The 15,297-nt window shown below is 31.0% G+C and carries 14 protein-coding genes; 1 reads left to right on the top strand and 13 read right to left on the bottom strand.

Features of this window, described 5'->3' with window-relative positions; all coding sequences use genetic code 11:
• The first annotated feature begins 9 nt into the window (after positions 1–9).
• A complete protein-coding gene (locus tag QOL71_RS15085) occupies positions 10–201 on the top strand; it encodes a hypothetical protein (protein WP_283417723.1) in 192 nt (63 codons plus the stop codon).
• Between the two features lie 49 nt (positions 202–250).
• On the opposite strand, the gene QOL71_RS15080 is transcribed toward QOL71_RS15085, so the two are convergent.
• The 13 genes from QOL71_RS15080 to QOL71_RS15020 are packed head-to-tail and all read right to left on the bottom strand — an operon-like array spanning position 251 to position 15,294.
• On the bottom strand, positions 251–2,956 hold the full coding sequence (locus QOL71_RS15080; RefSeq protein ID WP_283417722.1) for a T9SS type A sorting domain-containing protein: 2,706 nt from the start codon (positions 2,954–2,956) through the stop codon (positions 251–253).
• Between the two features lie 20 nt (positions 2,957–2,976).
• On the bottom strand, positions 2,977–4,125 hold the full coding sequence (locus QOL71_RS15075; protein WP_283417721.1) for a glycosyltransferase family 4 protein: 1,149 nt from the start codon (positions 4,123–4,125) through the stop codon (positions 2,977–2,979).
• A 58-nt stretch (positions 4,126–4,183) separates the two neighbouring features.
• Positions 4,184–5,149 (bottom strand): glycosyltransferase, encoded by a 966-nt coding sequence (locus QOL71_RS15070; RefSeq protein ID WP_283417720.1) that lies wholly within the window; start codon positions 5,147–5,149, stop codon positions 4,184–4,186.
• Positions 5,150–5,153: 4 nt separating this feature from the next.
• A complete protein-coding gene (locus tag QOL71_RS15065; RefSeq protein ID WP_283417719.1) occupies positions 5,154–6,182 on the bottom strand; it encodes a glycosyltransferase family 2 protein in 1,029 nt (342 codons plus the stop codon).
• A gap of 7 nt (positions 6,183–6,189) precedes the next feature.
• Positions 6,190–7,281 (bottom strand): EpsG family protein, encoded by a 1,092-nt coding sequence (locus QOL71_RS15060; RefSeq protein ID WP_283417718.1) that lies wholly within the window; start codon positions 7,279–7,281, stop codon positions 6,190–6,192.
• Between the two features lie 5 nt (positions 7,282–7,286).
• Positions 7,287–8,390 (bottom strand): glycosyltransferase, encoded by a 1,104-nt coding sequence (locus tag QOL71_RS15055; protein ID WP_283417717.1) that lies wholly within the window; start codon positions 8,388–8,390, stop codon positions 7,287–7,289.
• Positions 8,390–9,307, bottom strand: coding sequence for a glycosyltransferase family 2 protein (locus QOL71_RS15050; RefSeq protein ID WP_283417716.1), 918 nt, complete (start codon positions 9,305–9,307; stop codon positions 8,390–8,392). The genes QOL71_RS15055 and QOL71_RS15050 overlap by 1 nt, the downstream gene beginning before the upstream one ends.
• A complete protein-coding gene (locus QOL71_RS15045; protein ID WP_283417715.1) occupies positions 9,291–10,427 on the bottom strand; it encodes a polysaccharide pyruvyl transferase family protein in 1,137 nt (378 codons plus the stop codon). Before QOL71_RS15045 ends, QOL71_RS15050 begins: the two co-directional genes overlap by 17 nt.
• 1 nt (position 10,428) lies before the next feature.
• Entirely contained in the window at positions 10,429–11,547 is a 1,119-nt protein-coding gene (locus QOL71_RS15040) for a glycoside hydrolase family 88 protein (protein WP_283417714.1), read from the bottom strand.
• Positions 11,547–12,569 (bottom strand): glycosyltransferase family 2 protein, encoded by a 1,023-nt coding sequence (locus QOL71_RS15035; RefSeq protein ID WP_283417713.1) that lies wholly within the window; start codon positions 12,567–12,569, stop codon positions 11,547–11,549. The genes QOL71_RS15040 and QOL71_RS15035 overlap by 1 nt, the downstream gene beginning before the upstream one ends.
• A gap of 11 nt (positions 12,570–12,580) precedes the next feature.
• Entirely contained in the window at positions 12,581–13,543 is a 963-nt protein-coding gene (locus QOL71_RS15030; protein ID WP_283417712.1) for a glycosyltransferase, read from the bottom strand.
• A 2-nt stretch (positions 13,544–13,545) separates the two neighbouring features.
• Positions 13,546–14,427: a glycosyltransferase family 2 protein gene (locus QOL71_RS15025; RefSeq protein ID WP_283417711.1), complete on the bottom strand. Its 882-nt coding sequence runs from the start codon at positions 14,425–14,427 to the stop codon at positions 13,546–13,548.
• Positions 14,428–15,294, bottom strand: a complete 867-nt coding sequence (locus tag QOL71_RS15020) for a glycosyltransferase family 2 protein (RefSeq protein WP_283417710.1) — start codon at positions 15,292–15,294, stop codon at positions 14,428–14,430. It lies immediately after the preceding gene.
• Positions 15,295–15,297 lie beyond the last annotated feature (3 nt).

The raw sequence follows: 15,297 nt of genomic DNA, 5'->3' as shown, positions 1-15,297 counted from the left end.
AATCCTCCTATGGCTACAATTGCTCCAAAAAATATTTTTTTCATATGTTTAAATTTTTCGTTTAAAATTATATTTTTAACATTTTACAAACGCTATGCCATTCAGGAAAAAGCCTTTGTAAAACAGTCAGAAATATGTGGTTTTGAAAATTTAATAAGAAATAAAATATTTAAAAATAAAATCATTTCATCATTAAAATAAAAAAGCCAATCTTTTCAGATCGGCTTCAGTTTATAATTTGAAATTGTTATTATAGAATAACCTTCTTGGTTGTAGTACCTTTTTCAGAGGTTATCTTTAAGATATAAACACCTTTTACAAAGCCTACGGTACTTAATTTAACTTCTTTCGATTTGTTTCCTGACAGTGAAGCAATCAGCTTACCTGAAGCATCGAACACATCTACCGCAGTAATATTCTCTTTGGTATCAATAACGATCAATTCTGATTCATCCTTGATTACACTAACAGTTCCAACATTTTTGCCGGCAGTTTCGAAGGAGGATAAATCCTGATAAATGATTTCAAATCTGGTTTCATCAATTCCTTTGCTCGCTGCAAACCTGTATGAGCCTTGTTCTGTTAGATTAACAATCTGGTTCAGTTTCTTATCTTTTAAATAAACAGCCTGTCCACTATTGAATAATCCTTCTTTCTCTCCTAATGTAATGGTGTAATCTCCTGTTTCATAATATTTGGTTCCAAGAGTTACAATGTCATTAGTATTCAACGGATATCTTCTGCCTTGTATCGCTAACTTGGCGGAACCATTAATAGAATAAAAAGCATCTGAACCCAGAACTATAAGATCCGCATCATACAATCTTTCGTATCCGTCTGTTGCTCCAGGAACATAAGAAACTAATATTGTATTATTGATATTCGAAGGGGATTTCAGATTCAACCAAAATCTGTCTTTAGAAGCTTTCTGATCTTGTTGCTTATTAAAGAAGATACTTGACGGACTATAACTTCTCATTGAGTTATTGAATTGCAGCGGCTGATTATTTGATCCCGCCATACTTTGAACTAAGAATCCTTGTCCAACTTTTATATATTGTGTTGGGATTGGTGAAGATACTCCGTCCTGAAATGTTGATGGCACTCCACCACTTCTGTTGTAGATAGCATAATTGGATCCTGCATAATCAGACCCTTGTTGTCCCGGGATATATTGCTGATTTGTCCAGAAGAAAGCTGTTCCATATATCAATGAACTATTTGCATCATAAAGCGCATCAAAATCCAGATTAGATGGATAAGGGTTCCCCACCAAGTTAAATCCGTGATCGGCATTGGTCCACTTTAGGTTCTGATAAGCTAAGTTTCCATTGTTAGGTAAGCCTGTAAAAGTAAATGTGTAAGGCGCCGGACTATTAAAATCTGCATTATAACTATCTTTTCCTCTGATAGCATATCCCTGACCTATTCTAAAAGTATAGGCATCATTAAGTCCTGTTATTACAAAATAATCATTAGATTCATTATAGATATAAAATCTGTTCTTAGGCGTTCCCCCAACAAGACCTCCATCTGAGAATGAGTACAAATTCTGATTAGAAACCGGCGAACTCCAAAAAGTATAATGCATCTTTGCCATATTGGCAACCCTGTTCACCGTAATACTACCCGTATTGGTAAGCTCGGAGCTTTGCATAAGATTAGCATTGCTTTCTACAACAAACTTATCCGGTGTATTATTATTGATATACTGATCTGCAGTAACTACAGTGTTTGGACTAACAGTTAATGAGCCATTATTGGATATCGTAAGATTTTTAGCGATAAAAGAACCATCAGTACTGGTTACATAAGGTTCATATATATATGTATTTTGATTAGCGTTCGGTATTCCATTTGACCAGCTAATTACATTGTCTTTTTCTCTCCATACAGTTTTATTTACCAATACAGATGCTATTCCCACGGTAGTACCATTAGGGCAAACATCGTCTGCTACAGAAGTCAGTGTAAAATTACTATTAACTTCGGGAGAAACTGTTAATGTATATGGTGAACTAGTAATCCCTGTAACTGTTTGAGGGTTGATACCATTTGCAGAATAAGTTATTGACCATGGTGCTGTTCCTGTAAGTGCAACTTGGAGATTTACAGAACCAGGCTCAGTATCAATGGTTCCTCCACCTGTCAATGTTGCTGTCGGTGCCGTTTTTGTAGTAACTGAGATTGTTTTTGTATCTGTAAATGTACCAAAAGAATTAGTATAAGTTCCGACAGCTGTATAGGTTGCATTTTGTGAAGGGTTTGCAGTTACTGATGCTCCTGCAGTTTGGGTAAGATTACCACCTTCTGTGCTAGTCCAGGTATAACTGAATGGAGCTGAACTCTGGGCCGTTAATATAACAGGAGTATTAGGACATACATTTTCACTGTTGGATGACAATACAAAAGAATGGCCTAAAACAAATTTATCTATAAACAGAGGCTTCCCCGACTGATTAATAATTCTCAGCTTAATATTATCACTAAAATCATTAATGTTAACAGTAAATGTATTAACTACAAATGTTGGAGTTGTTGTAATACTTAATTGTTGTACATCTTGCCACGCTCCCTCATTGATGCTTTTTTGAAGAGTAAATTTGGTTAATTCTGTATAGTTTACATTAGCAGCTCTGACAGCAGCCACAATATATACACTTTTTGCTCCTCCTTTAGCAATATTTGGTGTCGTTAACGATCCATAATCTGTAGATGTTGATGAGGATGGCAATCTTAGTTCAACAAATCCTGGCAAGGTTATCCCATTACCTGCAGTTGGATAAACAGCGGCTTTCGTCATATTCCAGACTCCGGCAGTGGTTGTCTGACTATAATTCCCATATTCATACCTGAATGTCCATTTATTAAATTCTTCCGCAATCTGTGCATTTGTGACATTACTAAAAAATAGAATAAGTAATCCCAAATATCTAAAAAATATATTTTTTACCATAACCATAATTTTGAGCAAAGTTAGTAATTATTTAATTTTTTCATATAAAGTTCTTTTATTTCTTCCCATACAAGTTTATTGCCAAATTTTTGCACACTTATACGGGAATTTTTTATCAATTTTTCAAGAAAAGCCGGATTTTTATAAATCTCACACATCGCTTCTAGTAATTGTAGTTCATTTTTAACATCAACAATCATCCCATTAATGTGTTTATTAATTATTTCATTACTACCACTTATATCGGTGACAATAGCAGGAACGTTCATTGCTAATGATTGCAATACCACATTCGGAAATCCTTCTCTATAACTAGGAAAAACAAATATATCAGAAATTGCAAAATAAGGTCGAACATCTTTTTGAAATCCCACAGAAATTATATTTGAATTTTCTTCAATACTTCTTTTTGTTTCAGTCAAAATCGGATCAAGTTCTTCTTCAAAGGGGCCTACCAAAAGTAATTTGATATTATCAACTTCTGAATTAAGTTGGTTAAAAGCCCTCACTAATTCATTTATTCCTTTATCTCTTACTAGACGACCTACAAACAGAAAAACAAAATCATCTTCTTTTATAGACAAAGCTGTCTTTAAAGTTTGTTTTTCTGAATAAGATATTACATCCGGATCAAAAAAATCAAGATCGATCCCATTAACATTACCATTAGCAATAATTTTCAAAGGTTTATCTGTAATATTAAATTTTATAAGATCATTCATAACACCCTTACCTTCTGGAAAAATATCAGTAGCGCAATAACATAAAATCCTATCCATTATTATCAACAGTTTTTGCATTATTCCAGTTTTATATGGAAAAACAAGTCCCGTGAATGTATGTATACGTACGGGAACTCCCGCTAACTTTCCTGCTAACATTGACAAAAGTCCCGCTTTGGGTGTAATTGAATGTATTAGTTCTGGTTTTACCTTTCTGAAATAAGTGTATAGCTTTATAAGAGATACAAGATCTTTAAATGGTGATATTTGACGTTGCATCTCTATTACATGGATATTTACGTCTTCTCGTTTTTGCACTTCCTTTAAATCAATACCGCTTCCGGAAACAGCAGTAATTTCAAAATATCGATTTAAAAATTTTAATTGCCCTTTTAATAATATATTAAGAGAACTCGGAACAGTAGATATTCGAAGAATCTTTGGCATATCATTTATTTCTTATAAAGATAAAATGTTATAATTATTTGTATTGTAAATTATAAAATCAAATTATACGTAAACTTCCAATCAAGTTGAGTATAAATAACATTATAGTACGTGGAAGTGATCCTGTTTTATGATAATAAGGAAACAACCCATTTTCTTTCAGCTGCGTTAATAATTCTTTTTTCTGTAATTTATCCAATCCGTTTCCTTTTAAGATCATCCATAAAATACCTGTTACAAAAAATGCTACTTTTTTCTTAATGGTATTTTCAGAATTGCTGTCAATATAGAATGCTGCAAGATTTTTGATTCTGTTTGTCACTAGAATAGAATCTTTGATAAACTTGAGCAGATAGGCTGAGGTTCTTTTATTTCTGGTTATAGATGAAGCATTTTGTAAATATGCTACCGCAATAAGATCGATTGCCATAACATTAGAAGCTTTTGCAAAAACCTCAACATTAAAAGGAGCGTCTTCAATATAAACCCTTTCAATAAATAAAATATTTTGTCTAATCAGGAATTCTCTGTTATAAATCTTGTTACACGCAGAATTAGCAAAGTTGATTATATTGACATAATGTTCTCCTGTATATATATTATTATTTGTTGTGTTAATAAAAATCTCGTCTATTTGTTTATATTCTTCATCAACTCTGATGGCTCCAAATTCTAATACATCCAGTTGTTTTTCATAGGCTAATTCTAATAAATTACGAAATGTATTCTTCAGAATATAATCATCAGAATCCAAAAAGAAAATATAGTCACCTTCAGCATTTTCCAATCCCGTATTTCTTGCGCCTCCCAGACCTTTATTTTTTTGAGAGATAATTTTTATTATTGAATCCGGATGTCTAGTTTTAATTTCTTTAACCACCGTAATACTATTATCAGGCGATTCGTCATCAACAACTATAATTTCGTATTTATACTTTCCCCAGTTATCGTCGATAATGGACATCATTGCTTTTCCTATATACTTTTCCACATTGTAAACGGGAATGATAAAACTAATGTTCATTATTTTATAAATTTTTAATTTTTTGTATAAACTGAATCCCTTTTGCTAGACTATAAACCCCAAGAACTGATTCTCTTTTTGCGAATCCGTAAAAAAGTTTCCAATGAAGAGGCAGAAGGCTTATTTCGAGTTGATTTATAGCATTTTTGTATAGCGGAGTTGACAATATTATTTTTAAATTTTTAAATTTTTCATTAATTGATTGTTCATTTCCGACTTCTGTTAACGTTAATCCCAGCAAGGAAATTGCTATTCTATTCTTTAATGCTGTGTGAAACTCATTATTCTTTCCTATGATCAAAGTCGACAGGATTTCAAATTTATTGAGCCATTTTTTATACAATCCTATTTTTGATTTACTTGTAAAGGATTGGATATTATCCTTTCGATAATGGTAAAAAGGTTCATCCATGATCAATACTTTGTCACATTGTTCTAAGATTTCAAAATTAAAAAGTCCATCTTCCCAAGTACCTATTTTAGTTACGTCAACAAATTTTTTACCTTTTATTTTGTCGGATTTGTACAATTTTCCCCAAACAGTAACTAATGCATCAAGATTTCCAATATTTTTGATCTCATCTTGAACAGGCCCCAAAATTCTTCTCTGAAGATATGATGCAGAAAAAACACCGTTGATTCCTAATTTTCTGGGAAGACTGATATTCTTGAAGTCTCTGAAATAAGAAAAACAAATAATATCATAATCTATTTGTTTCTTCATAAGAAAGTCTATACAATCGGTTTCTAACCAATCATCACTATCTACAAACAAGATATATTCTCCAGAAGAAATTTCAACGCCCGAACTCCGGCTATCAGAAAGTCCTTTATTAGACTGATTAATTAATATTATTCTACTATCTAACTTTATATATTTTTCTAAAATCAATTGAGTTTCATCACTTGATCCGTCATTTATACAAATGATTTCTAAATTTTTATAAGTCTGATTAATAATACTCTCTATACACTGTGAGATGTACTTTTCAACATTATAACAAGGTATTATTATACTTACTTTATGATTCATTATAAAATTATCCTTTTAAAAACATGAGATAGGTGAACAAGTAATACAACATCAATATTATCCCAAAAGTTTTATATTGATCTTTCCAAATTTTATATCTGAACATAGGATAAGAGATAATCGGAGCCATCATAAACCAAGACAAATAAGCAAAACGATTACTATAATTAGCGGTTATAACCAATACCCAAAATGCATTGGCTATGGTAAAAATCCCATACAAGTGATTATAAAATCTATCCGAAATTTTCTTTACGAAAATATAATAGTACCCACTAATTATTCCAAACGAACTGTAAAATAAAAAATCCCATCTAAAGCCCGTTGAAGAAAATGATCCTTCAACTTTTTGACCTTCCATGTAACCTGTAGTTCTATCGGAAAACCCTAAGTGATTAAAAAATATTTCTTGCCAGATCTTGCTACCAGCTAATGACAGTGGGATTGCTGCCAACCAGATATAAAGATACATCTTAGGATTTTTATATATCCCAGATAATACAAAGGCCATTACAGGAATAATAAGAGAGCTATGAATCATGAATGCTAATATAAAAAAGCAATACATGAGTATTTTTCTATTATTATAAAAACACAATGCCAATATGAAAACTGATGTTGCAACACCATTTCGTATCCCATTTGTACCATATGCCCAAAAGGAAAAGGATCCTATCAGCATGAAAAATGAATAAAACCAGTATCTTCCGAAGTAGATTTTCGAAAAAAAGTAACAGGGCAATATGTAAATCAGAGCAACAATAAAAAAGAAAAACTCAACCGACATTATCTTTGAACAGAAAAGCATAAAATAGTTGAATGCATAGTCATTGTCTATACTGAGATTGGTTCCTTGTTGCATCATTTCATAGGCCTGAGCATATATCTTCATATCAACAAAGATCCCATCGATAGGACGAAAACCTATATATAAAACTAGGAGTATGGCAATAAAATATCCAAATACATTAAAAAATAAAACACTCCTATTATCTGCAACATCAAATGACATCCCATGCAATAGTATCATAATTGCAATAATCATCAAAGCATGATAATAAAAAGGTCCGTATTGAAGTATTGGGATAAGATCAGACATATAATTTAGTTCAGATTATTATATATTTTTTCTATTATTTTTACAGAGCCATGTATATCAAATCCTGTCTCATAAAATCTCGGTATAATATTATCCTTATTAACAACTTGTGTTCTGATTGTAAGAATTTTCTTTACCCATGTATCAATATCTAATTCAGCAAAGTGGATCAAATTTAATCCTAAATCAACTTCTTTAGAAATATTTTCAGATATCAAAGCCGGTAATCCTGTAGATTGAGATTCTACCAAAACAACCGGAAATCCTTCAAAAAGTGATGGCATTATCATTATATCAGCTCCTGCCATTAATAGTGGTATATCGGTTCTGAGTCCTAACATCAGGACTTGTTCCTGGAGGTTATTGATTTTAATCTCATTCTCAATATTTTCTGAGAGTTCTCCTCTCCCAACAAAAAACATTTTAAAATTAACTCCCTTTTCCTTTAATTTTTTAGCAATCTGGATAGAGAAAGTATGATTTTTAACCTCGAGCATTCTTCCTATCTGTACAATTTTGAGAGTATCTTTTTGTGTACAAAAGTTTTCATTGATATAATCAGAATTTTCTGTTCCAATTTTATAGAATAATTGACTGTCTATTGCATTTGGTAATATCAAAACCTCTTGCAAAGATTTCTTTACAAAAAGACATTTTGCAGCTTCTTCTCCACAGGCAATTTTATAAGTAGAATATGTATCGATTATTTTTTTTGAGAGTGTTTTATATATTTTAGAAATTAAGAAACCTCTTGCCTGATCATCCGTATTGTGAGAATGAGATATTCTAAAGGGCACTTTAGCTCGTTTGGCAGCCAAAATATGAAACGCATTACTGAAAAGAGTATGTGCATGGACTATTTTATATTCTTTATTAGCCTTAAGAAATCTTTCAAGTGACAATAGTCGTTTAAAGGGATTAGCTTCTATTATTGGGATGATTTTCCCGCCTAATGCATTAATTTCATCATCATAATCACCTTTATCATTAGTAAATACAACAAAATCGAATTGGTACTTATCTCTATTAATATTACGATAGAGATTCATAAGCATTGTTTCGGCACCTGCTCTATCCATTTTTCCAATGATGTGTAAAATCCTTTCCATTAACGCAATTTGAGAAATAAATCTGAAATAAAACCAAAACTATATACTTTCAGAAAAAGTAAAATTCTATGATGTATAGACAATTCTTTACAGAAAGGTATTCTCGAGTTAACTTCCTTAAAATCTTTTTTGTTATCTATACTTTTTCTATTGAGATAAGCCAATAACTTATAATAAATCTTCAAAAAACTTAAATCAAATGAAGTATTTTTATTTTCGAATTCTTTTTCTAATTGTAATATCACCTTCTTTATGCTTTGTAAAGAATTTTCTGACAAAGAACTTGTAATAGATCCTGCATGTTGAATATACTTATAAACCACCTTATTTAATACAATAACTCTTGGTTTTCTTAATAATATCTGAACAAGAATTAACTTATCCTCCATGTAATTTACCGATTCGTCAAATTTCAAATCTTCATAAAATTCTTTTCTAATAAGCTTATTCCAAAGTCCTCCATGTATTTTGTTTGTAATAAGACCTTCTATTATTCTATCCGAAGCCGTATTATAATTTTGAAGTTCCAGATTCTCTACATCTCCAGTCTTAACAATATAATCTCCAATAACAATATCTGCATTATCAATTATTGCATCATACATATTCATAATTGCATCAGAAGGTATGATGTCATCTGAATCATAATGGATGATATACTTTCCTTTTGCTTTTTCAAGCCCGACATTTCTTGCTGAAGCCACACCTTTTTTAATATTAAAATGTAAATTAAATCGAGTATCTTTTTCACAAAAACGACTAACTGCATTTGCTGTATCATCTATAGAATGATCATCAATTATAATCACTTCGAAGTTTTCAAAAGTCTGTTGCTTCAAATACTCCAAGGTTTGCTCGATATATCTGGCGCCGTTATAAACAGGCATGATTATAGAAACTTCAGGCACGTTTAACATCCAATGACTTATTTAAAAATGTTATTGCATCTTGTTGTAAAGCGGCCATTTTATGATTAACAGATGTCCAGTCTATTTGTTTCTTTATAACTTCAATATCAAGGTTATTGATATCAACCAAACGATCCTGAAGATCAAACAATTCCAATAGAGATATGAATCTGGCCATTCCTCTTTCTTTATTGCCAATTGCTATAAATGGTTTATTAAATATAATTGAAAAAACACATCCATGAAAAGAGTCAGCAATAACATAATCCGCATCATCAAATGATCTCAACCACTGCAATAAGGAAGGAAAAACATAATCCCCTTTCTTATCATTAAAATTCTTATCAAATGTTTTAGGCATTACTTCGAAAGCTTTCCCGTCAGTAACATCTTCTACTTTCTCTATAAATTTTTTTATATTTTCATTCTGATCCAAAATATATGTAAATATGGTCCCTTTACTTTCATAAGTAGAGTTTTTTGAAATCAGAGTTTGGTAATCTTTTACATTTAAAAGCATTGTGGGATCAATGAGTTGAACTGCGTCTACAAAATCAAGCTTGTTTTTTACCAAGTCCACACCACTGTTTTCTCTGACAGATACTGCATCAAATCTCTTTATTAATTCCTTACAGATATTTTCTTCCTGATCGTTGTAAAGCCAATTATCCGTCCCGAAAGATGCCGCATATGATATTTTGAGCTGTTTATCTTTAGCAAATTTCAAAAAATAATTAGCAATATCAGGAGTATAATTTGGTCTCCAGACCTGATCACTTCCTACTATAATAGCATCTAGTAGCTCTGTTTCTCTTTTCAGTGATGCATCATCAGTTACTTTGCGAGTCTTATTCTCAAAATTATTTCTAATAAAATCTAATGTGTTGACAGATATGTAAGTATTTTCAGAAATATTAGGATAATAAGGCGCATTCTCAAGCTTGAGTATTCTGTGTTTGATAAATCTCAAAAAATTATTCTTTAAAATATCAAAATCAGTTTGATGATGATGATAGTCTATAAGACTCACTGCATGCCCCAAGTTGGTTAATGTTTCTTGTAGTGCATAAGCCTGAATAATTCCACCATAATTATTCCACAAAGGCAATGTTAATATTCCGATCTTCATCTTAATTTGATATAATTGACAAAAGTAGCCCTTGTGATACTTCTGACCTACCTTTTATTTTTGAATATTTGTTAATATAAATAGTATCTCCCGAATTATTTTCTACGAAAAAGCCTGTATCTATAGAATTTTTCAGCGCGATATTAAGCTCTTTTTTAACATCGATTCCCATTACTGATGCAGAGTAGTATAGCATTATGGTAGCAGAAGCATCTATCGAATTATCATCGGAATGAGAAAAAAATTGAGGCCAATAATTATCTATTCTCAGATCTAAAAGCTTACTGTAATACTGATCAAAAGTATCTTTTAAATCCACATTATTTTTTCCCGCATAAGCAAGACCTATCATCAGCCATGCGATTCCCCGAGACCAGTTATTGGATCCTAATTTTAAATTATTATTAAGATCAAAGGCATGACAAGGAAATTCATTGTTGCATGTTGTAAGTTTTATATAATATGACAGCTGATCATGCGCTTCTTTTTGTATAAGAATATTATTCGAAATTTTAGAATATTCTGTAAGAAATGGAACTATCATTCCTAAAGTATCTATAAATAAAACATCTGAGTTTTTCCTGTATAGATATATATCTTTTTCATTTTTAAAATTTTGAATCTCTTGATAAATACGATCTGCAGCAATACGATAGATGTTGTTTTTTGTTAGATCAAACATCTTAATAAATACCACTCCAAATAAAGATTGATCAATTTTATCAAACAAAAATTTTAAATTCCCGGAAGAATCAACATATTTTTCTTTCAGGATTTTATCCACATCTTCATAAAAGTCCTCATGAGAAGACAAATCTAAAATCCCAATCATCAAAAAGGCTTTAGGGAAATTATAGTAAGTATAATCTTGGAATTTTTTATCCCCTTTCAATTTTGTTTTTAGTTTTGCTAGGTCAGTATATAGATTATCTTCTTCATAAAATGACATAAAAGATTTTGTAGAATATAACATCTCTAAGGCAGCTTTTGTCAAACTTTCTTTAAGATCAAGGATATTGTTATATTTTATCGTTTTTACTTTCTGAAACTTTTTTTTGAATAGAGGTTTAATAATAACGATTATAAGTAAAACAATAATAATTAGTAAAAAAAATACCATTATTTCAATAAGTTATTTAATTTGATAATTCTAAAATGCAAATTTAATATAATCGTCAACAAAAAGGCTTGATTGTAAAAAACTAATTTTTGAATTATATAGAAAAAAGGTGAAGAGTCTTTTTTTAATCGATAGTTTTCCCTATATTTTTTTATTTCCGGTTTGGAGAGAATTTGCAAAATTGATTTATACTTCTCAGAAAAGCTCAATCCATTATTAATTTTACCTTCTTCATAAACAGATTTTCCAGCAACTCGGAAGTATTGGTATAATTCTTCTTCTTCCGTAATTTCATGATATTTTCGGACAATATCAAAGTATGCTTTTTTAGTATCTTTAACCTGTTTATAGTAGTTCTTGAAATATTTTTGAGTGACGCTGGAATCACTTTCTTTATTATAGTTGTAAGTATAACTGTTAATAAAATCTATTTTTTTGCAAACAAGTGCATACTGTAAAACAAAAATAAAATCCTCGCCATTTTTCAAATTAATGTTAAATCTTATATTATTGTCATCAATAATAGATTTTTTAAAAAGCTTAGCAAATGGCGTATTCTCTAAAATAAAATCATTCCCGTTAAAAAAATCTTCCGGAACAAAAGATTCTGATTGGATTAACCTTTCAACAAACGGTTTGTTATTCGTTTTGCTGTTATTTTTTTGATTAACGACATTCGATATTATAAGATCAGTATATGTTGTTTGATAAAAAGAAACAAAGCTTGACAGATAATTAGGTTCTACCCAGTCATCCGAGTCAATGAAACAAATAAATTCTCCATTGGCTACTTCTAATCCTTTATTCCTTGCGTTACTAACTCCTCCATTGGGCTGATCTATTACTCTTATCCTTGAATCCTGATTAGCATAATGCTTACAAATATCCAAAGAATTATCTGTGGATCCGTCATTCACTAATATTAATTCAAAAGTGTTGAAATCTTGTACAAGAATTGATTCTATGCATCTTTTGAGATATAAAGAAACATTATAAACCGGTACAATTAGCGATATCACCATAACAGAATGATTTATAATTTATCAGTTAAAATCTCCAGATAGAATCTAAATCTATTCTTTATTTTTTGAGGAATATCCTTGATCGTAGTTTTAGTTTCCTTGATATAATTTTCAAACAAATTTTCTTTTAATTCTATTCTATATCTTTCAAATATCTCCTGGAGTATTGGATAGGATACTAACCTTTGAGAATATCCATCAACGAATTCTGAGTTATAATAATTATATCGTGCAAAATGATAAAATACCAACGGGATGCTATCATTTATAAAATAACGATTCCCATTTCTGGAAATCTCACGTTCCTTCAGATTCCAAAATGCTACATTGTATCCAAGATGATCCAGAATATGCAGCTCTTTATTAAAATACAAAGTTGCCAAATCAAGCCAAGTCTGGTCGTATAGAATACCTTTTTTTTCATCCTGAACACAATATTCGAAGAGCATCCGTTTCCACCAATTAAGAAACTCATTACCAGCTTTTGTATTTTTCACAGCAAAAAAACCGGCATTAAAAATCCCATATTTTCTTGTAAAAGCATTAAAAATAACTTCTCTGGAATCCTTTACAACTTTATAATTATGCCCAGTCAATATAATTGAGCTTTCTTCTGTATCAAAAATGCCTGTTATTGTGTCTAATTTATCGAAAACTTTAGTATCCGCATCTAAATAAATTACTGATTCTGCGGAAGAATCCTTTATCAATTGCTCAGCAAAATACGGTTTCAGAGCGCAAGCCATAGAAAGATTACTGTACCTTTCTCTCATACTGTCATATTCTTTTAGATCTAATTTATTTTTATCATAAATATTATAATCTAAAAACACCGGATCTTTGATATTTTTTTGGTCATCAAAGAGACATATGTAAAATGGTATATCGGGATTATGTAAAATAAAACTATCCGCTAAAGTCTTTGCAACAGGCAGGTAAGCTATATTAACTAGAGTAAAAGCAATAGATTTCATTTTTATTTTTTTATTGTTCTAATTAATCCTGCAAACAACTTATTATCAAGGATTTTCCTTTTAACCATGATATCGATGGCCTTTTTATCAAATCCTGTTGAAAAAGCCATTTTTATAATATAAAAAAAGCTGAGCTTATCGGCTTTATAATCTAAAAAATTGAGTTTTATAATAGATGCTTGTTTGCTACTTAACTGGTGCTTGGAAACGAATAAGGAATGTGTTTCTAACAGTTTATCTTTCAGCTTATTTGTTATTCTATCCGTTCTGTCATTATGATCCCAAATATAGGTAGCAACGGGTATTTTCTTTGCTTGACCTCCTGATTTTAATAATCTGTACCAACAATCGTAATCTTGCCACATTTTAAAATCTGCATCAAAGCCTCCTATCTTCTGTAAAACAGATGTCCTAGTGAAAACCTGATTACCAATCAAATTACTATAAATAAGATCATCTTTCGTAATATATCTTAATTGAGGATTATCGTCTTTTGAAAATTTATCATTTGCAGCAATTATTTTATAAGCACACAGTGCTTTAACCTCATTTTCTGTCCAATTCTCCAAAAATTTGGCAAGTCTATCCTCGGTGAACATGTCATCATCGTCCAAACCGGTAATGAATTCCCCGGAAGCGGAGAAAATAGCTTCGTTGCGGGAAATACAGGCTCCTTTGGACTCAGTATGATGTATGACTTTAATCTTGGAATTTTCCAAGGAAAGTTGATCCAGATATTTTTTTGTACCATCTGTAGAGGCATCATTTACAATAATAAGTTCCCAATTATCATAAGTTTGACCCAGTACTGATGCAACAGAACGCTTTAGAAGTTCTAATCGATTTTTTGTAGGAATATAAATTGTGATTTTATCTGCCATCATTTAGCTTCTGTATTTTTCTTTATCTCTGGTATATAAAATGTATGCATGCAAAGCTGAAACCAAGAGTTTATTTTTTAAACTTAATGACGGGTTTCTTTGACCAGTTTCTGTTATGTATTTGAAGCAAAAATTTTTTAAATAAAATAACATTAGATGCAATGATGAATATTGTTTTCCTGCATTTGATGCTTTTCTCAATCCTTTCCCTACCCGTTTCATTTTTCTGACTAATTCTTCCACTGTCGATCTTGTAGGATGATTAATCAATACATCTGGAGAATATACAATGCTAAATCCTTTCTTTGTTGAGTTCAAGCCCCATTTCAAATCGCCTCCGGATTCAAGTTCTTCATCGAAATAATTATTATCCAGCACCTCCATTCTAACAAAAAGATTTCCTGTAACAGCAAATCCTCCTTCAACATAATCTTTCTGTGGAAATGCATAAGTTTCATCATATAGATCTGCTATAGAAACATTCTTGTTTGGATAAAACATTTTAATCTTTCCGCCAATTCTATCTACTTCGGGTCTGGTTTCAAAAATTTCCACAGCATTTTTGATCCAGTTTTTATCCGGGATACAATCAGAATCTGTAAAACCTATATATTTACCTTTTGCTACCGTTAAAGCTTTGTTTCGTGCAGCGTACGATCCCGTTTTCTTCTCATCCAGAAAAGTGACGTTCTTATTCAGGAAAGCAAAGTTTTGATTAAAACTATCATTCGGATCATTATTAACGACTAGAATTTCAAATTGTTCCTGATCGTAAGATTGAGAATATAATGCATCTAGACATAATTTCAACCTATCCCAATCCTTATATGTTGGGATTATCACACTTACTAATATTGACTTATCTTCCATGAG

Source organism: Epilithonimonas pallida (assembly GCF_900182975.1).
In the GTDB taxonomy this organism is placed as follows: Bacteria; Bacteroidota; Bacteroidia; order Flavobacteriales; family Weeksellaceae; genus Epilithonimonas; species Epilithonimonas pallida.
Note: the sequence above shows the minus strand (reverse complement) of the source record. Positions and strands in the feature narration are given on the sequence as shown.